General features: G+C 57.1%; 18 protein-coding genes and 1 pseudogene. 9 read left to right on the top strand and 10 right to left on the bottom strand.

Translation table 11 applies throughout. The features are described 5' to 3' along the window. The first annotated feature begins 18 nt into the window (after window positions 1-18). From XM1_RS23240 to XM1_RS24935, 3 genes are read left to right on the top strand one after another with little or no spacing between them, the layout of a single operon-like run. Complete coding sequence (locus tag XM1_RS23240) at window positions 19-534, top strand: bacteriohemerythrin (protein ID WP_231920776.1); 516 nt, start codon at window positions 19-21, stop codon at window positions 532-534. A 17-nt stretch (window positions 535-551) separates the two neighbouring features. Further along, a complete protein-coding gene (locus XM1_RS11095; RefSeq protein ID WP_068433437.1) occupies window positions 552-1,403 on the top strand; it encodes a bacteriohemerythrin in 852 nt (283 codons plus the stop codon). A gap of 13 nt (window positions 1,404-1,416) precedes the next feature. Next, window positions 1,417-2,979: a hemerythrin family protein gene (locus XM1_RS24935; protein ID WP_231920775.1), complete on the top strand. Its 1,563-nt coding sequence runs from the start codon at window positions 1,417-1,419 to the stop codon at window positions 2,977-2,979. Window positions 2,980-3,164: 185 nt separating this feature from the next. Here XM1_RS24935 and XM1_RS11085 read toward each other — a convergent pair. Continuing rightward, a pseudogene (locus tag XM1_RS11085) lies at window positions 3,165-3,611 on the bottom strand (transposase); the annotation flags it as partial. Between the two features lie 65 nt (window positions 3,612-3,676). Between XM1_RS11085 and XM1_RS11080 the strand changes: the two are divergent. Both XM1_RS11080 and XM1_RS11075 read left to right on the top strand, forming a co-directional pair. After that, the gene (locus XM1_RS11080; protein WP_068433431.1) at window positions 3,677-5,035 is read left to right on the top strand and encodes an IS66 family transposase; all 1,359 of its coding nucleotides are present in this window, start codon (window positions 3,677-3,679) and stop codon (window positions 5,033-5,035) included. A 17-nt stretch (window positions 5,036-5,052) separates the two neighbouring features. Further along, window positions 5,053-5,505, top strand: a complete 453-nt coding sequence (locus XM1_RS11075) for a transposase (RefSeq protein WP_197603116.1) — start codon at window positions 5,053-5,055, stop codon at window positions 5,503-5,505. A 220-nt stretch (window positions 5,506-5,725) separates the two neighbouring features. On the opposite strand, the gene XM1_RS11070 is transcribed toward XM1_RS11075, so the two are convergent. From XM1_RS11070 to XM1_RS11040, 5 genes are all read right to left on the bottom strand, one after another. Next, window positions 5,726-6,166: a response regulator gene (locus XM1_RS11070; RefSeq protein ID WP_008622032.1), complete on the bottom strand. Its 441-nt coding sequence runs from the start codon at window positions 6,164-6,166 to the stop codon at window positions 5,726-5,728. A 644-nt stretch (window positions 6,167-6,810) separates the two neighbouring features. After that, window positions 6,811-7,224: a MucR family transcriptional regulator gene (locus tag XM1_RS11065; protein ID WP_008622031.1), complete on the bottom strand. Its 414-nt coding sequence runs from the start codon at window positions 7,222-7,224 to the stop codon at window positions 6,811-6,813. Then, complete coding sequence (locus XM1_RS11060) at window positions 7,214-7,492, bottom strand: HU family DNA-binding protein (RefSeq protein WP_008622030.1); 279 nt, start codon at window positions 7,490-7,492, stop codon at window positions 7,214-7,216. The genes XM1_RS11065 and XM1_RS11060 overlap by 11 nt, the downstream gene beginning before the upstream one ends. 159 nt (window positions 7,493-7,651) lie before the next feature. Beyond that, window positions 7,652-10,012, bottom strand: coding sequence for an ATP-binding protein (locus XM1_RS23235; protein ID WP_231920774.1), 2,361 nt, complete (start codon window positions 10,010-10,012; stop codon window positions 7,652-7,654). Window positions 10,013-10,730: 718 nt separating this feature from the next. Further along, window positions 10,731-10,997: a hypothetical protein gene (locus tag XM1_RS11040; RefSeq protein WP_156428702.1), complete on the bottom strand. Its 267-nt coding sequence runs from the start codon at window positions 10,995-10,997 to the stop codon at window positions 10,731-10,733. A gap of 414 nt (window positions 10,998-11,411) precedes the next feature. Between XM1_RS11040 and XM1_RS11035 the strand changes: the two genes are divergently transcribed. Both XM1_RS11035 and XM1_RS11030 read left to right on the top strand, forming a co-directional pair. After that, window positions 11,412-11,891 carry a bacteriohemerythrin gene (locus XM1_RS11035; RefSeq protein ID WP_043743477.1) on the top strand — a complete coding sequence of 160 codons (480 nt, stop codon included), beginning with the start codon at window positions 11,412-11,414 and terminating at the stop codon, window positions 11,889-11,891. Window positions 11,892-12,045: 154 nt separating this feature from the next. After that, window positions 12,046-12,612 (top strand): hypothetical protein, encoded by a 567-nt coding sequence (locus tag XM1_RS11030; protein ID WP_008622357.1) that lies wholly within the window; start codon window positions 12,046-12,048, stop codon window positions 12,610-12,612. Window positions 12,613-12,661: 49 nt separating this feature from the next. On the opposite strand, the gene XM1_RS11025 is transcribed toward XM1_RS11030, so the two are convergent. After that, a complete protein-coding gene (locus tag XM1_RS11025) occupies window positions 12,662-13,915 on the bottom strand; it encodes a response regulator (protein ID WP_068433428.1) in 1,254 nt (417 codons plus the stop codon). A gap of 230 nt (window positions 13,916-14,145) precedes the next feature. On the opposite strand from XM1_RS11025, the gene XM1_RS11020 reads away from it, so the two are divergent. After that, entirely contained in the window at window positions 14,146-14,556 is a 411-nt protein-coding gene (locus XM1_RS11020) for a helix-turn-helix transcriptional regulator (RefSeq protein ID WP_011383409.1), read from the top strand. Window positions 14,557-14,665: 109 nt separating this feature from the next. On the opposite strand, the gene mamW is transcribed toward XM1_RS11020, so the two are convergent. Then, entirely contained in the window at window positions 14,666-15,019 is a 354-nt protein-coding gene (mamW, locus tag XM1_RS11015) for a magnetosome protein MamW (protein ID WP_008622215.1), read from the bottom strand. Between the two features lie 166 nt (window positions 15,020-15,185). Further along, a complete protein-coding gene (locus XM1_RS11010) occupies window positions 15,186-16,415 on the bottom strand; it encodes a chemotaxis protein CheY (RefSeq protein ID WP_231920773.1) in 1,230 nt (409 codons plus the stop codon). 327 nt (window positions 16,416-16,742) lie between these two features. On the opposite strand from XM1_RS11010, the gene XM1_RS11005 reads away from it, so the two are divergent. Next, entirely contained in the window at window positions 16,743-18,038 is a 1,296-nt protein-coding gene (locus XM1_RS11005) for a hypothetical protein (RefSeq protein WP_231920772.1), read from the top strand. A gap of 49 nt (window positions 18,039-18,087) precedes the next feature. Here XM1_RS11005 and mamV read toward each other — a convergent pair whose 3' ends face one another. After that, window positions 18,088-19,074, bottom strand: coding sequence for a CDF transporter MamV (gene mamV, locus XM1_RS11000; RefSeq protein ID WP_231920771.1), 987 nt, complete (start codon window positions 19,072-19,074; stop codon window positions 18,088-18,090). Window positions 19,075-19,079: the final 5 nt, after the last annotated feature.

The raw sequence follows: 19,079 nt of genomic DNA, 5'->3' as shown, positions 1-19,079 counted from the left end.
TTTTGGTTTTCAATGTGAATGGGTATTTCTATGCCAAGTGAACAAGCCAATGAACCGGGTATAGCCGTAAATAAATCGAACATTTCAATTTTTGAATTTTCACCAGAAATGTCTGTTGGAAATGAAACAATTGATGCAGATCACAAGGCATTCTTCGAGCTTGCAAAATTACTACACGACACCTTGAGTGGCGGCGAACGAGGCGTGATCGTATTAAGCTCATTGGCGATTCTTGAAGAGTATGTCGATGGTCATTTCCTTCGCGAAGAAAAAGCTATGCGTAAGGTCAGTTATTCGAATTTTGCTGAACATCGCCTCAAGCACAATCAATTCCGTGCCCGGATCAAGGCGATTTCAGAGGTTTTCCAGCAAGGCATTACATCCGCAGCCGATGACCTTCCGCCCTTGGTTGTCCACTGGCTACGCAGCCACATTGCAAATGAAGACCAGAGATATAAACGTTGGATAAATAATTCCGCTGTTGATAATCGCCCGCTGGTCTATCTGGCGATGGAAGCCGAGCATGAAACCTAAAAGTAAAGGAAATGTGGATGCTTGAGCTAACCGACGACCTTCGCATCGGACACCCCATCATTGATGCAGATCATCAACGTCTTATAGACATTATTAATGAATTCAACGACCACTCGGCGTCGCTAAACAATGAAAAGTTGATGCATGAAACTCTTAAGGCATTGCTTTCTTATGGCCGGGAGCATTTTGCCAGGGAAGAGAAGATTCAGCGGGAGTGCATGTATCCCTACCACAATATGCATTTTCATGAGCACAAGGCCCTGTTGGAGCAGGTTCAGGACATTGCCAGGACATATTTTATCGCAAAAACACGGCCACTTAATGAGCGATCGATTTCGGAATTAAACGAGTTTCTAAAGACTTGGCTTATTGGACATGTGAAAAAGTTTGATACAAATTTGCGGGAGTGGGTGGCCCCTTCAAATGAATGCCTGGAACCTGACGGTGAGCAGAAATTGTTCCGCCTGCCGTGTTCGGATGTGGCGGCACTCGTAATTGATGACGATGCAACAAGCAGAACATTGTTGGTTAAGTTGTTATCTGTGATGGGGGCTTCCGTCGTGCTTGAGGCGTCCAATGCAATTGAAGGGCTTCAATTGGCATTCAGTGATCCTGTCCCGGATATCATAATAACGGACCTGAATATGGAGCCAATGGACGGATTTTCCGTTGTTGCCGCGGTTAGAGCAAGTCAGAAAGAATATATTTCTTGTATTCCCGTTATTATATTTTCAGCTACGGATGACAACGATCTAATGGCAAAGTCGATGGCTATTGGTGCAACAGGGGCATTTAAGAAGCCATTTAATCCAAGAGATTTATCGAAGTTCTTGTTCCATGTTCTAAAAAAGCGGCCCGATAAATCGTAGGTGGACGCCGCATATGGCAATCGCAGCCTCGTCCTCATTTGACGTTAATGCACTCGTCGCCATCGAAAATGCCGCGACAAGAAAGCTTATTGTTTCTGTGATGCGTGAGTGTGGCTTTGTCGTTCAGGAAGAAACAAAAGACATTAGTCACACGATGCTGCACCTTGAGCATGGAAACGCATCAAACATAAATATCATCCTGTGCGATAAGCTTGGTGGAACTGGGCATCTAAAGGTTTTGAAGCATGTCCGCTGGGGAGAAGGGCCCCCCCCTCAATCCCTTCCCGTAATCGCCCTGGATAACCAGTGGACCGCCGATGAGCTAATCGCGGCAAGAGACGGGGGCATATCCGCTTCGCTCACCCTACCCATAACCCGACATTCGCTTCAAATGGCGATCACGGCTGCAATGACTACGCAGAAGGCTTTTATTTCTTCTCCGGCCTTCCATGGGCCGGACAGACGCTCGGCGATTATGAAGGGCTACAAAGGGCCGTTTAGACGGGCGGATGATACCCTGACCCGCCGTCAAGAAGGCTCCCCTGTGATTGCTCCTTCCGCAGATCAGCGGCAGGTCAAGCCGCGAGGTAAGCCCCGAGAGGCAATAGCCCCTTCATCTTCGGTCGATATGAAGGCTGAAATTGGTTGGTCTACGGCGATTGCCACTGGCCGGGACGACATCGATGATCAACACCGCAAAATTATCGATTTCCTGAAAATACTCGGGGCAACTTCAAGTGCGGAGTATGAAAATAAGGCCGTCGATGACGTCATCGATGGGCTTTCAGATTATGTGAAAATGCATTTTAAGCACGAAGAGTCTCTCATGGACTCCTTTGATTATGATGAAAGAGATAAGCACAAACGTATTCATGCGGGCTTCGTTGAGAAGTTTGACGGAATCAATCGCGATGACCTTCATAATGGCAGCGGAAGTGAGAAACTATTCTTTATAATATATAATTGGCTTGTCACGCATATTGTTAGCATTGACCGCATCATGATCGCCAAGATGAATGGCGAATATGATGATGGCATTGGCAGCGAGACTGTACACAAGCAAACTGGCATCGTGATAGAAAATGCGTATGAGTTAGCGGCAAGAATTATGAACGTCAACCTCCAGACAAGCTCAACGACAGATGATAGTCATAAAAAAAGGATACTGTATGATATTTCGACATCAACAGAGAGATTGATTAACCTTATGGAGCTTGCGGATTCTCGTGTACAGGTGAGCGGATGCTCTAATTTTCAGCTTAAACGACTGGGCGAGATACGGCATGCACTGACGAAAAGTGCGGATTCTCTGGCCGTGACGGCTGCAAAAAAAATTGTACGGCTTTGCAGTGATATTTTGTCCGGCAAGCAGGGCATTCCCCTTGGGATCGGGGATATCTTGCGGCGACAAATGGGCCGGGTGGCAAGCTTGGCTGCGGTAATCGGTGGATTGGACGCTATGAGTTCCACCGCAAAATCAGCAGCCATCGAGGCAAATGAGTTGGCCGGGAAAATCTTGGAAATGGAACTCGGATCAGCCGCGTCTTTGCAGGACTTTGATATTGTCGAAAAATAGCGAAACAGCAACGCCAGCCTTCGAGATGCCCTAATTACCCTTTGGGCAAACCCAGTCTCTGTAGTTCATGTCAAACTTCATAATATGATTAAACAGCCACATTCTTAAAAATTCGCTCATTTCGTTAAGTGATTGACGGTTGACCGTAAGCATCCGGTGAGCACCGCAGGTGAAGACGGTTTTGCTCAGGCGGCCTGACTGTCGGCGACGCGCGGCAGCGAGCGCCAGTTCCACGGCAGGAGTTCATCGATCCGGTTTGCGGAGTGCCCGGCGATGCGGGCAAGGACGTCGGCCAGCCAGGCTTGCGGATCGATGTCGTTCATCTTGGCGGTGACGATCATGCTGTACATGGCGGCGGCGCGCTGGCCACCACGATCAGAGCCGGCGAACAGCCACGACTTTCGGCCCAAGGCGATGCCACGCAGGGCACGTTCGGCGGCATTGTTCGACAGGCAGATGCGGCCGTCGTCGAGGAAGCGGGTGAAGGCGGGCCAGCGTTTCAGCATATAATCCATGGCCTTGGCGAGATCGTTGCCGCGCGACAGTTTGGCGCGCTGTTCGCGCATCCAGATTTCCAGATCAGCGACCAGGGGAGCGGATTGCTCCAGGCGGATTGCGCGGCGCTGTTCGGCCGTAATTGCTCACGGGGGTGGCGAAAGGCTTGCGTCGCGACTCGGAATATGAGTCAAAGCTATGTATGAAGCTGCCGGTCCGTTATCGCCTGAGTGACGCCGAAAAGGACGCCCTGCTGACTGAGCAGGCGGCGCTGATTGAGCGCATGGCGGCGCGGATCGCCGAGCTTGAGGCGGCGACAGGCAAGCCGAAGAAGACCTCATCAAATTCGCATACGCCGCCTTCCAAGGATGGTCCCGGCCGAGAGAACCGCAAACGCGATGAGAAGCGGCCTCGCAAGCAACGACCGTCTCGGCCTGGGGTATCGCGCCCGCTGGCCGAGGCGCCCGACAAGACCGAGCGGCGCATGGCCACGGATTGCCCCCATTGCGGCACGTCGGTGGCCGAGGCATCGCAGCGCTGCCGTCATCGCTATGATCACATCGACCTTCCCGTGATCCGTCCGGTAGTGACCCGGGTCGAGTTGTTCGGCGGACGCTGTGGCGAGTGCGGGCATCGCTATCGGGCCGAGCCCCCCATCGGCCTGAGTCCGGGAACGCCGTTTGGCCCAGGCATTCGTTCGCTGCTGCTCTACCTCCATCACAGCCATCACGTCGGCTTCGAGCGCCTATCGCGGATGCTGAAGGAGTTGTTTGGACTGACGATCTCAGAAGGTGCCATCGCCAACGCCTTTCGCCGGACGCGGAGCGGTCTCGACGCGGCCCGCGCGGCGATCAAGACCAAGTTGCTGACCGCCCGGGTCATCGCCTCGGACGAAACTACCACGCGGGTCGACGGTGCCACCCATTGGCAATGGGTGTTCATTTCCGACCGGGCGGTGCTGCATGAAATAGCCCCGCGTCGGGCCAAGAGCGTGGCAGAACAGGTGCTGGGCGACCACCGCCCCGAGGTCTGGGTCTCGGATCGCTACGCCGGGCAACAGGACCTGGCCTCGGTCCATCAAGTCTGCCTCGCCCATGTGCTGCGTGATGTCCAATACGCCATCGATAGCGGCGACACGGTGGTCGCCCCTAAAATCCGCGACCACCTGCGATGGGCCATCCGGGTCGGGAAACGACGAGCTGAATTGAAGGATACCACCTTGGCCGCCTACGCAGCCAAGGCCGAACGTCGCCTTGATGCAATGGTTGCCACCCCCGCCGCCCATCCCGCCGGACAGATCCTCCAACGCCAGATCAAAGCGTGGCGCACCAAGTTCTTCGTCTTCCTCGCCGATCGGGAAGTGCCGCCCACCAACAACATCTCCGAGCGGGAAATCAGGCCATCTGTAGTTTTCCGCAAGGTCACCAACGGATTTCGCTCCGACTGGGGTGCCCAGATCCATGCCGGATATCGATCCGTCACCGGCACAGCCCGCCTGAAAGGTCAGGCCGCATTCGACGCCGTCCGGGAACTCATCGACGGCAATTTCGCTATCGCCTGAACCCCAGCGTCAACCCCGTGAGCAATTACCAAATCTCTGCCATCGAAGCCGAGATCCATAGCAGAATACAGGCGAACGCCGAGCTCGCACGCCGCTTTGGAATCCTGACCAGCATCCCGGGCATCGCCCGCTTGACGGCCTTTGTTCTGTTGATCGAAATGCCGGAACTGGGCGCCTTGGAACCGGGGCAGGCCGCCAGCCTGTCCGGTCTGGCCCCCATTGCCCGCCAGTCCGGACGCTGGACCGGACACGCTTTCATTCGCGGCGGACGGGCCGGTGTCCGCCAAGCCCTCTACATGCCCGCCCTGGTCGCCATGCGTTTCAATCCTGATCTCAAGGCGAAATACCAGCAACTCATCGCCACAGGAAAGCCCGCCAAGGTCGCTATCACCGCAATCATGCGAAAGCTCATCGTCCTGGCAAACGCTCTGCTCAGGGCAGGGCGTCCATGGATGACAAAAACCGCTTGATCAACACGGATACTCTAATGTTTCGCATATTTTCGCAGTTACCAAGAATTGATTTATTATGCTAATGAGCTTCTTATGATCGGCGTCAATAATCGGGTGTCCGATCATCATATCTTGCGTGAGCTTGAGCATATCGTCCTCGCTGCCGATCAAGCCGACATTCGCTGCGGTATTCTATGCCCTACAGTCTTTTCGATCACTTCCCTTTTTAAAGGGGAAGCTACGCCAGCACCTTCTGAGGTGTTTTGGTCAGGGCTTCAGCAATTCCGGCGGAAAGTGAGCGAAGTGAGACGGGTTTCTTGACAAAAACGGTGACGCCCGCATCCAAAGCCGTTCTCTCGCATTCATCTTCTGTCCTGGCCGTAACCATGACGATTGGAACATCGGCATTAAAGCCATCAAGCCCGCCTGAACGGATCAGTTTAGTGCAGGCTATGCCGTCGAGCATGGGCATCATCCAGTCGAGGAAAACGATATCCGTGCTGCCATCAGTCAATTCGCCGTCTTCAAGGCTGACGATGTTGGCGGCACCGAATGCGAGCGTACCATCCTCCACTTCGATGACATCGAGGCAATGAAAGGAACCCAGAGCGATTCTGATCAGTTCCCGCATCGGCTTAGCGTCATCAACGACCAAGGCCCTTCGGATTCGTGGAAACATGGTTTTCTCACTTTCATCTTGGTTACGTTATACCAATCTGCGCTGACCGGAACCGATCATCGCAGAGCCCTCAAACGGCGGGCGGGCGCGAGCGCCCCAATCTTGCAGTCGCAGGGCCTTCCCCGCGCCGTAAGGCGCGCGCCCCCCTTCCTTGGGCCTTATGTACGCCCTCCGCCTGAGCGTGGCCCTCCGGCCGCTTTGGCCGCTCGCTCAATGCTCGCCCGAGCATCGCGTCTCACATTTGAGGCACGACGCTCTAATTTGCGGCCATCAATCGGCACTTACCAATGAGTACCACGTGCCCCAGAACAACAGCCAAGATATTCCATTATTGCTATTGAATGACTTCAATTGGCAGGGGGACGCCCCTTACTTGTTTCCGAGAATCTTTCCCATGGACACCAGGGTGAAGGGCCAGAGACGGACCAGCGGCACGACCGGCTTCAAACGCCCCTGCCGCGACCTTCTTCCCTGATTTCCACGCCACGTCTCAGGTTCAGGTCCAACTTGGCGAATTCAGATTCGACGATGGCGTGGCGGACCTCTGGTGGACCGGCCAGTCTTCTTGGCTTCCTTGGCAGGCTTGGGGGCGGTTGCGGGCTTGGAAGCCTTACGTGGCGGCATGACTATCCCTTCCCTGTTCATCAGGTGGCTGATTTGGGCTTCCGGTTCGTCCGGGAATAGCCCAGCCCAACAGCTTTCGCAAACTCCGATCTGCGTGCGGCGTATTCCGGGGCGACGAGAGGGTAATCCCTGGGCAAAGCCCACTTGGCCCGGTACTCGTCGGCAGTCAGCCCATGCCCAGTCGTGAGGTGTCGCTTAAGCATCTTTTGCCGATCACCACATTCCAAACAGACAATGTAATCGGGGGTCACCGACCGCTTCACCGAAACGGCAGGTTGCTGCCGTTCAGCCGGTGCTGAAGCAGGGTTGTCCGTAGCGGCTAAAGTCGAATAAACGGACTTGATCAGGGTTGGGATTTCAGTGGCCGCCAAGGTGCTGCTGCTCAGGTAGGCGGCCACGATCTTAGTGGTCAGAGCCTTGATGTCATCGGCCATTGATGGTGTCCTTGAGGCTCTTTCCGGCGGTGAATTTGGCAGACTTGCTGGCCGCGATGGTGAGGGTCTTGCCAGTCTGCGGATTCCTGCCTTCACGTGCAGGACGGGCAGAAACCGAGAAAGACCCGAAGCCAACAAGACGCACGTCATCGCCCGATTTCATGGCGGCGGTGACGGCTTCGAATACAGCGTCGATGGCACTTGCCGCGTCGGCCTTGGTCATGTTGGCACCATCGGCAACGGCGGCGATCAATTCGGACTTGTTCATTTGCCCCTCCCTGCGAAAAGCATGGCTGTAACGAATGGCACGACGAACAGGCATCGTCAACCAAACGGATTTACTCAGAAGTCGGCAAGGTAAGCAGGAAAGTCGAGCCACCTGAAGGCGATTGCTCGACCCAAACCTCGCCGCTATGCGTTCCCAAATCTATACCGGCACCGTGAACCGGAAGGTGGCTCCGTGCCCAGGTTCTGACTCCACCCAAATTTGCCCACCATGCTGTGTGATGATCCGCTTGCAGATCGCAAGTCCAACGCCACTTCCTGGATATTGATTTCCAGCATGGAGCCGCCGGAAAATCTCAAAAATATCCTGGGTGGTGTCCGCAATGCCAATGCCATTGTCGCGGACAGCAATCTGCCATTTGCCGTCTTTCTGCTCTGCATCAATGGATATTTGAGGCTTACGGTCAGGGTGGCGGAACTTGACAGCATTGCCGACCAGGTTCTGAAACACCTGCATCAATTGGACATCATCGCCGATCACCTCGGGAAGCTGGCCTACAGTGATTTCCGCGTGATTTTGGGAAATGACCTCTCTGAGATTATCCTGTGCCGCTGAACATGCCGCCGTAAGGGAAACGCGGGAGAACGAGACACCTTTTGCCGAAACTCTGGAAAACGCCAAAAGATCGTTGATCAGCAGCCCCATCTGCTTTGCCGCACCAACGACGAATTCAAAATTTTCCCGGTCTTCCGGTGGGAGCTTGTCGCCCAGATGGCGATCCAGCAATTGTGTGAAGGAAACGATGGTTCTCAGCGGCTCTTGAAGGTCATGAGATGCGACATAGGCAAAGCGTTCCAATTCCGTATTGGATGCCATCAAGCGTTCGACCAGCTCTTTCTGCTCGGCTTCATGCTGACGATGACTGGCCTCAAGGTCCATTCGATCCAAGGCAAATGAAATTTCATCGGTCATTTCCGTCAGAAGTTCGATGAGATCGTCAGTAAAGAATTCTGGAGCGTCTGAGTAAAGTGATAATGTACCAATGGCTTTTCCCTGATTTTTCAGTGGAAATGCGGCCGATGAATTAAAATTAAAGAATGCTGCTCTCTTCTGCCAAGGTGCTGTTATCTGGGTTCCAAAAAAATTCTCTGCAACGCGGTACTCACCAGCACGAATGCATTGCCCGGACGGTCCTTGTCCATAAGGGCTATCCGCATCAGCGGACACTTTCAGACCATCTAAATAGGCGCCCCCCTCACCGGCCCAAGCTGCTGGAACTATTGCTTGGCTCGCGTCATCGACCACGCCGATCCACGCCATGCGAAAATGCCCGAAATCCACCGATATTCGAACGATGGCATCAAAGAGTTCCTGGCGGCTTTTGCTGCGAATGATGGCCTTGTTGGTTTGGCTCAAAGCCGCATAAATATCCGTCAAATGAGCAATCTTAACCGTGGTTTCCTTGTGCGAACTCATATCTCGAACAAACGCCACATCAAATTCCTGCCCCTCATGGGAGAGGTAATTTGCCGATATTTCGACCGGAAGCGTTGATCCGTCTTTGCGTTTTAAAATTGCATCAAATCGCAGGAAACTATTTTCTTTTAGAGAACCCCAATGCTCCGCCCATTTTTCCCGAGGATGGTCCGGATTTAATTCAGACGCGTGTAGATTCAATATCTCAGTCTCAGCATACCCCAAAAGTGAACATGCGGAATTATTCACATATGAAATCAACCCAGATTCATTAATCCAGTAAACAGGCTCCTCCGCTCGGTCTATTGAGAATTGAGTTATCAAATGCTTTCTAGTTAATAATTCACGCTGCCTAATATGTGATTTTCCGATGATCCATATCAAGCCGATCCCAGACATCACCAGAATCCAGAAGATTGCATGATTGATCGCTAATCTTTTGATCTCCGTTGACGCAATTTCATTGGATTTCTCCAATGGAATGGTGACATCAATACCTCCTCGTAGGTCGCCTACCTTGTAGCCCAGAGCATTGTGGCAAGTCAGGCAGGATTGTTCGACGCGGATTGGTGCCATAACACGGACAGCAGCTTTTCCGTTGCTCAGAACCTTTTCAGTTACCTCTGTCTCACCCTGCTCCAGACGCTGAAGTGCCTGACGTTCCCATGCATCCGGAGCATTCTCAGGATTGATGGGCTTCATACTCGTAATTCGGCCCTTGGCGACAAATCCCGACTGCATCAGTTGACGCAGCACATATGCCGGATTCATCAAGGTCAGGTGTTTGCCGTTTGTCGTTACCACGTCACGGTCGGGAACATGCAAGTACGGATTTGGTGGAGTTTGGGTGTCAGGAGCCACATAAACTCCACCATGGGATGCAGCCCAATGGCGGAAGCCGATATCTGTTTGCACGCTGGTTCGTGCTTCTTGAATTGCCAGACTTACCGCTTGCTGCCTTTCGTTTTCAGCCGCCATCCAAAACGAAAGCAAGACTGCCGATGTCCATAATGCAGCAGACCCAACCATTAGCCTTCGAAATGATGAAACTGAAATTGCAGCATTTGGTTGTGCAGCGGAGGTCATAGGCAAATACTCCAGCACGTAAGCCTGTCCGACTAAAGCCGTTCACGCAGCAAAGGTATCATGCCTATTTCAAAAGCCATATACCGCCAAGTTACCTACCAAGATTTCGGCTCTGCCCTCATGCATTGATCGGCAAATGTCTCCCGGATGTGGTATTCACCTAATCGGCTATATCTGGATGGATATTTCCCGCCCATCCCCAAAATCCGTCCAGCATGATTAGGTGGTAGAGTTCTCGCCCGTTCGCCACCGCAGATCTGTTTTACGGTTCGTTCCGCTTCACAGGAACGACCACGAAGAACTCTTGATCATTCAACGTTCCAACCGACACCATCAACGTCTCATGCTGGTTCACGAGCCGGGCATGGGGGACACCATCGACCGCCGTCCAAAGGCGGGACACCTCCCAGACTTTCCTGGTGTGGTCATTTGCCTTTGTGAATCGGTCACCGGCTTGGATGGGTGGAGTTTTTCGCCCGAATATTGCCATTGTCGCCCGAAATGATTGCCTGCGTTCGTCCTGCTGTATCTCGAATCGCTTGGATTTGTCCAAAAAACTTTCGATCCTCGGACAGCGTGTGCTTTGCCGTCACGTCACAGGCCAGGAAATTGAACCGGGCGCCCAAGGGCCAGTTCGCCGGCACGATCGCTTAGGTTGAAATAATAGGCCACCGGCAAACGACACATCCATCCAGGCCCCCTTGTCGGACTGGAACCGTCATTTGCGCCACATCCAGCCCTTCAATCGCGCGGACATTGCCGGCGGCATCCGCAACCGAATCCGGGTTCCCGGCCCCATGGCGCGCTGGACCGCATGATGAACGAAAAGTATGCACAGCGCCCCCACCGCGATCGCGACGAAAAGATGCACGAACAAGATCGCAACCGTCAGGCCAATGGCCACGACCAAAAGCAGCCGAAGCCATCCTGCGGAATTTACCGCCCGGCGAATCTCCTTGAAGCCGAAAGCATTATTATGCGCCACACTTCTCCCCTTTCGATTGCGAGCCCCGGTAAAAGCCGCATGGCCCCATGAATTGGGCCCCATACGGGCGGGGCTCGTCAAACGATTGTTGCATCCTTGGAGATATGTTGCCGCCCATCAAATATTGCGACTTATTTTTATTCTCTGCCCTTGGGCCGATTCATGCTACAGTTAGTGATCGTATTCGAGATGATTCGCCCCGCGGGAGACGCCGCCGATGCCGTTTCCCCAAGGTTCGGGCCGTTTCCCCAAGGTTCGGATCGGAAGCCTCGCGGCTTTGGAATGCAGCTTGGACTTTGGCCGGATTTGCCGGCGATCCCGGTTGACTTTTGGTCGCGCTGGCTGACTATGTGACTCTGGCATGGGGTATTGCCGTAGTTGGGCCGCCCGTTCAAGCAGGTCGTGAGACGAGGAATGAACCAGACCAATCCGCTCCCCGAATGGACCGATGATTTATCCGTGAACGTCGAAATTATCGACGAAGATCATCAGGCGTTCTTTCGCTTGGCAGCTCTGATGAGCGACGTGACCTCCACGCCCGACAACGATCAGCCCTACCTCATCGAAACCTCCATCAATATCCTCGAGGAATATATCGAGGGGCACTTCCTGCGCGAGCAAAAGGCCATGGCCAAGGCCGACTACGCCTATCTGGTCGAGCATATCGCGGCGCACGACGCCTTTGCCGACCGAGTAACCCGCATCATTCAGGACTACCGCCAGACGGGCAGTATCGAAAAGATCGGCACCCTGGCGCATTTGGTCACGGATTGGCTGAACAACCATATCCGGGTGGTGGATGCCCAATACAAAGGGATCTTGACCAACGCGAATGTGGATGACCGCCCCCTGGTGTATATGGCTGCAGGCCTGGACACCGAGCTTGTCTCATAGCCAAAGGCAAGAAAGCCCCCCGTCGGCATATGCTCCTCCTTCGGGCTTGGGGATAAGCCGGGCCGTCGTGCGCAAGGACGGCCCGGATGGGATTGCCGATCCCGACGGGTTCAGACAGAATGGGCCTGTCCGCGTCAGCACAAGGTCCTGAGAGATGGCGCATCCTTCGATACTGTCCGTAGCGCTGGCGAACCTGCAGAAATCCCATGAATTTCTGCTGAAAATTCTGGACGCCTGCGGCAACATCCCCGGAGCCCCCGGCGCGGCGTCCGATCAGGAAATGATGGCCGCTATCGCCCATCTGGCGCATTTGACCGAATCCGTGATTCAGGAGGGCGAATTTGCCCGCGAGAACGGCGGCGACTTCGTGGCCGCCGACATCTTTTCCGAAACAGCCCGCGACACCCAGGCTTCCCTTGTCCAGGCGCCACCCGCCGACAATAAAATGCTCCGCCTCCAGGTCATCTTGCAGATATGCCTGGAACAAAGCGAACGGAACTGGCTCCAGGCCAAGCGGCTGAAATCCGAAAACGCCGCCCTGCGGCGCGGCATGAAGCAGGTCGCCGCCGATGTGGCCGCCGCCCGCTCGATGCTGCCGCCGGTCGCTGCCGCCGCCCCCCGATCAGCCCCGGTCCCCATCACGGCAGCAAGACCGTCGCCCGCGGCAACGCCCGTGACGGTGACGCGGCTGGCCGGACAGCAGAAACTTCGGCTGAAATAGGGGCTCGGCGCCGAACTCGCCGACCGCCCCGCCCCGCCCACGGCCCTGATCAAGCCTTCTCCCCCCCCCTCTCCCCACGCGAACGCAAAAGATCGGCAACCCCGTTCTGGCTTGCCACCCCGTCATTCGCCTCGGCGGGCGGACGAAACCGGCTCGCCCCGCGCTTGCTGCGCTTGTTGCGCGTCAGATCGGCCAATTCAAAATGTTCCGCCTCCATTTTCTGGAGCTTCCCGATTCCCTCCCAGGCGGAATCCAGCTTTCGCTTCATGGTTTCGTCGGCTTTGCGTCCGCCCAGAACCGCGACGATTTCCTCCACCGAGGCCAATCGCTCCTGCAGAAGGTCGCCGCCTCCCAGGGCGATTTCTCCGCCGTTCAGATACTTCTCCATATCGGCGATGATCGCATCCAGCCTACCGACGGACATTTGCCGCAAGATGCCGATGAACAAAGCCTTCATCGCCCCGATCTTCTGCCGCAGCGGATTGTCCTGGCCGCGATGGGAACCTTTGTTCAAATCCACCAGGGTGACGAGGTTCACCAGCCTATCTGCCGCCTCCATGATCTCGGCGCGCACGACCTTGCGCGTCCGTTCATCATCGGTGGCATGCAGGGCTTCCTTCAGATGCTCGATTCTGGCGGCGATTTCGCTCACGCCATTGAAGATGATGGATGCCTGGGAATTGGGATCCTCCCCCACGACGGCCGGCGCATGCGGTCGGCGCGGGGCCAGGCCCAGCTCCCCGGTATGGCCCTTGGCGGCAAGCTTGCGGGGGGCCGGAGACGGAGACGGCAATTGCGTCGCGCCGTCCTGGCGGTCGGCAGCGCGACGGAACGGCCCTTCGTAAAGGCCCGGAGCGAGATTGCGGCGGCAAGGCCCCCGAAAGGTCGGGTTGGCGATGAACTCGCGCTTTTCATTCAAGGCGCGATTGACGTTTTTCAGCATGCTGCGCGTGCTGATGGGCAGGGTCATGACGCAATTGGCCCCGGAATTGCGCATCATGGACAGATTGCCGACATCCATGTGACTGATGACGCAAATCATCGGCCCGGTCACGACGCCTTCGGGGGTTTCCATTCTGATGCGCCGAATCATGTCGAGCGGTTCGTCGATATCGGTACCGGCGCAAACGATCAGGTCATAGATGCCGGACGCGGCGAACTTGATCGCTTCGGTCAGGATGCCCGACTTCAAAACGTCGGCAAATCCAATCTGATGCAAGGATGTCGCGATCAAGCTGCAAAGCGAATCGTCCGAGGCCACGACCATGCATGCCTTGCCTAAGAAGGAGGTATTCAATGACATTCCACGATCCTTGGCCCCACGCGCGCTCCGCATCCCAGGAAATAAAGAACCAGCCGAGGAAAACGGAAAAAGCCATTCCGTGCTAGCCTGTATCCGATAAATAGGCATTGAAGCATGGTTATGGCCGGGTTATCAAACCCCTTGCGAATTGAAGGGGGCATACGGCAACCTTAACGCCTGGGGCCGAGGCTTACGCCAAGTCCGGTATTCGGCCAAGACAGGAGACAAGGATGGGCACGGAAAAGGGGGTGCCTTCACCGGAAACGGACAGTGCGCGGGACGCCAAGATGGCGGAAATTCTCGAAAAGATGCGCGTCCTGCTGACCGGGGAGCAGCCGCAGGCGGCACCGCGCGCGCCCGAACCTCCGAAGTCCACCCCCGTTGCCGAGCCCCCAAAGCCCTGCGCCCCCGCCGCCGTGAGCGATCGGGATCAGTTCCCCCACACGGTGGCGGACCGGTTGATGGCCGGGCAAAGCCCGGTCCAAGTCTATCGCGAATACCGCGGCATGACCCGCGAGTCCCTGGCTCGGACGGCGGGAATCAGCCTCGAAACGCTGGCCGCCCTGGAAGCCGGGTTTGACATGATCGTGCTGCGCAAGATCGCCGAAGCCCTGAAGATCAACGTCCGGCGGCTGCTTTAGCGTCGTGCCTCAAATATGAGGCACGACGCTCAGGCGAGCATTTAGCGAGCGGCCAAGCGGCTGGAGGGCCGCGCTCAGGCAGAGGGACGGACACTAGCCGCCGCCCCCCTCAAGACGGATTCTTGCGGTGCGGCACCACCGCCGTATTGGGGCGGCGGCGGATCATCAGGGCGAAACCATCGCGCACCCGGGTCAGGACGCGAACCGTCGCCCGCTCGGCCCCCGCCATCCGCTTGAAGACCTGATAGGCTCGCCGCCGTCCGCTGCCCGGCCCTACCTGGGCATAGGTTCTGAACCGTGCGTTCCGGACCACGCGACGCCCGAAACGGGTCCGGAGAAAGGCCAGCAGCAGGCCGTTCTTGGCCAACCAGGCGACGAGAATCACCATGGCGTGCGCGAACACGCCTTTGATGAGAACTCCGAACAGAAACAATAAAATACCGGCGATGATCGCTGTCAGCATAGCCGCTTTCCAAACCCATGGGCCGCGCCGAGATCCCCGGGCGAAAGCACCCGGTCTCCATAGGCCGGGGCAAACCGTCGGCAATCATAGCCGAAGGGGAAAAATACGTCATCTTCTATGGTTCGGAAACGGGGCCGATCGCGCCGAATTCGGCGCCGAAACCGGATCAGCGGCCCGCAGGCCCAGAACGGCCGGACGTCTGCGACTTCGGCGAGCGGGCGGTGTCGAACTGCGGCAAGGGCAACACCCCTGCCTCGATTTCCTTCACCTGGGCCACGATGCCTTGGGCTTTCTTGACCGCGTCCTTGACCTCGCTGTCGAGCATGTCGATGCCGCCGCGGACATTGATCAGGAATTGGGCATAGCTCATGCGAGCCTGCATGGCGCCACCGATATTGAAAGACAGTCCGGCACGCCCGGACAAAATGTCCTCGCCGGACTTGATCAGCCGGGAAAGGTGGGCGCGCAGAAGCGATTCCGCGCTGGCATCCACCGATTTGCGGATAATGCGCAGACGCTCGATATCCGCCGCGGAGCAGCCGTGCTGCTCGATGCGCATCTGCGCCAGCGCCATGAGGTTGATAAGGCGCTCTTCGGCATCGGCCACCGCCGTGGTCAGAGCCCCCTGCGCCTCGGCGCCGGTGGTGGTCACCAACCGCGCCAGAAGCTGCTCGATCAGGCGGGCGGTGACGAAGGCCTTGTCGATCACCGCGCGGGTCTGGCGGTCGCCCCCTTCGTCCTCCTCGGCCTCATCCGCCCTGGGACGCGCTGGCGCCGCGAAAGAGCCCCTCTGCGGCGCGGCCGCCGCCATTCCGGGCACCGGCGGCAAGGAACGCTCTCCCTGCAATTCCTGCCGGATGGCCCGCCGTTCCGATTTCTCGACCGCCTGATTTAGCTGCTCGGCGATGCGGTCCTCGGCCCGGCGGAACGGTCCCTGGTGACCCTTGGATGACCGGCGACGACGACAGCCGCCGCGATAGGTGGCGGTGGAAATGAAAGGCCGCTTGCCGTCCATGGCGGATAAAAGCTTCGCCTGCACCGCCATCAGCGAGGTCGGCATGGCGATGACCTCGCAGATTCCGGCCTCGCGGGTTTCCTGAAGCAGTTCCGGCGTCCAGTCCCGGCCCAGGCTGATGATGGGAAGCGTATTGGCGGGAGCGGACATTTCCCAACGGACAAAGCGAGCGATGGCAATGCTCCCGCCGCCCGGTACGTCGTTTTGGGAGATGATCAGGTCGATAGAGGGATTGGCGCGAAGGGCATGCGCTCCCCCTCCGACATCGGAAAGATATTCGACATCATGCATCTTTACCCCAAGCAACAACTCACGCAGCACCCTGCGCAGGCCGCCGTCTGCGATAACAACAAGGCCCTTACAGGCAGCAAATGGCTTCATCTTGAGGATCTACCCCTTTTCGAACGCCACCGATCAGGTGTGTATCGAAGCATTGCCAAGGCCGCAGCACAACCCTCGAATTATGAGATTTACTGGCTATTTTTGCGCCGAGGTTGAGCTGGCCAGCCGGGCCATTCCATCTTTCGAACACGATTTCCTCGCCTCCCATGGACTCGGCACATCATACGGAATAAGCTTGCCACCAAGCGACCCCTCCTTCGGCGTACCGAGAGATGAGGGCGAGGGAATGGGGCAGACACACCGAATTCTCCACTGTATCTACCACCCCTTCATTAAATACAATTCCGCCGTCTTATGAGTTAATGCATGTTGACTCTACCATCATTTAAGAACCTTGCATGCCTTCTGATTTCATCAGACAAGAAAAAGCGCCGTCTACTGGCCGACGTTCTTAATCAGATTGGAATTAGTGTAATTCACGAAACTGATACGGTTGAACATGCCACTTTACAGCTTCGTTACACCACCATCGATCTCGTCATTTGGGCGGAGGCCGGCGATGGTCACATCGACCTGCTGAAGCATATCCGGCGCGACTTGTCCCCCAGAGCCCGGACGGTTCCCTTCCTGTGCGTCACGGAAGGATGGGATAATGAGCGTCTGACCCGAGCCCGGGATGCCGGTGCCTCCGGCTTCGCCACCCTCCCCCTCACTCTGCGGGGGATGCTGAAAGCCGTCTCGGCGCTTCTCACCGACTCGCGCGAATTCATCAATTGCGGCGGCTATGCCGGTCCCGACCGCAGGCGGAACGATCTTCCCAACTACCAGGGACCGCGTCGCCGCGCCACCGATGGGACGGCCCCGCGCCCGGCGGCGGAAAACGCGCCGCCGAAACCGTCCGCCGCCGCCCGGCCCGAAAATGCCGCCGAGGCGCCGAGCGGCGCGACCGCCGAGACGCCAAGCCGGCCGCCGTCCAAAGCCACCGCCGGAATCGGCATGGCCGCAACATCCGGCGGCGGCCGAGGCCCCGATATCGAGCATCTGCCACCGTCCAACCGCCGCGTCCAGGTTGTCCAAGAGGCCCTGCGCATCTCTCAAGAGCTTCAAGCCCTGCTTCACGACCCCGCCGAGGAAAACGCCAAGGCGAAGATCAGCGACCATTTCAATCGTCTGATGAACCTCATGGGGCTGGTCCACGGCTATTGCCGGGAGGAAGGCGAGGCAGGGTCCTTCTTCAAGAAGAAATACGCCGAGATCATGCGGACCGTCAGTAAGTTCTCGTTGGGAATCCTGGCCTCCGGCCTCGAACGGACCGTCCAGGAATCGTCTCGGATCGTCGATGGAACCACCCCCGCCGCATTGGGAGCGTCGTCGAAGATCTTTTACAAGATGTCCGAATTCGACACCTTGATCACAATGCTCGGCGGCTACCCCTCGCTCTCCCTCGACCTGTTGGAGATGATCAAGACCGGATGGCAGAACGTGCTGTCGCTGACGGCCCGAGACAATACCCTCAGCGAGCTGGAAAAGGATGACGCCGCACCGCTGAAGCTTGTGGCCGCCAAGCGACTGAACGATGCGGATGTAATCTTGCAAGAGCGCCGCGCCGCCGATTCCCAAGAGGCCGCCTTCCAGCGCCTCAACCAATCGCCAACAGCGTAGCGGCCCCGGTCCCTATAGCGGCGAGCGCCAAATCCGGCGCACGCCGCGATCAGCCGCCATTGCGGCTGTGGCCAAGCGGCCGGAGGGCCGCGGACGCCTCGACCAGATAGGCGAATTCATCCACCGCCGCCGCCGTCTCGATGACGGCGGTCTTTGCCGCATCCCCAGATTGGGGAATAAACCGGATGCGGATGTGACAGGCGTGCGGCTCTTCCCGGGCGATCCTGCTTTCCAGTTCCCGGGTCAGGGCATGGCACTCCTCGACCGTGACCTGGCTTGAAATGGAAAGCTGCAGATCCACTTCCCAGGTTTCCCCCATGCGGCGACCGCGCAGGTCCACGACGCTGACGCCGGGATGGTGGGCGGCCAGCAATTGCCGGATGCCGTCGATGCGATGGGAGGGAACGCTGCCGTCCATCAAGCCGTGGATGCTGTCCCAGGCGATCACCGCGCCGATGCGCAAAACCAGCAGCGACACCAAGATGGCGGCCAGATGATCCGCCGCCACCCATCCCAGGATGGACAAAACGATGCCCGCCAGTACCGCCAGAGACGAATAGGCGTCGCCCCGATTGTCGGCGGCGGCGGCCATTATGGCGGGACTGTTGGTGTGTTCGGCCACGCAGCGCAGATAGCGATGCATCAGTTCGGCGGTTCCGGCGGAGATCAGGGCGCCGAACACGGCCCAGACCTCGGGGACCTGCACATGGCCGGAGCCGAGATGGGTGACGTTGTACCACAGCATGGCGGCGGCCCCGGCCATCAAGCTGATGCCGATGAAATTGGCCGACAGGAATTGAACCTTGCCGTAGCCGTAGGGAAAGGCGGAATTGGCCGGTCGGCTGGACAGCTTGACGCTGGCCAGATTGATGCCCTTGGTCAGAAAATCGCCGAAGGAATGCAGGGAATGGGCCTGAAGCGCCATGCTGCCGCTCAGCACCCCCAAAGCGGTCTTGAACACGGCGAGAGCCAGGGCGGTGAACATGTCCAGCCAAGCCGCTCGGTCACGACATTCCTGGCATTTGCTTGGTTTCATCGGCC

This window comes from Magnetospirillum sp. XM-1 (assembly GCF_001511835.1).
Lineage (GTDB): Bacteria > Pseudomonadota > Alphaproteobacteria > Rhodospirillales > Magnetospirillaceae > Phaeospirillum.
Note: the sequence above shows the minus strand (reverse complement) of the source record. Positions and strands in the feature narration are given on the sequence as shown.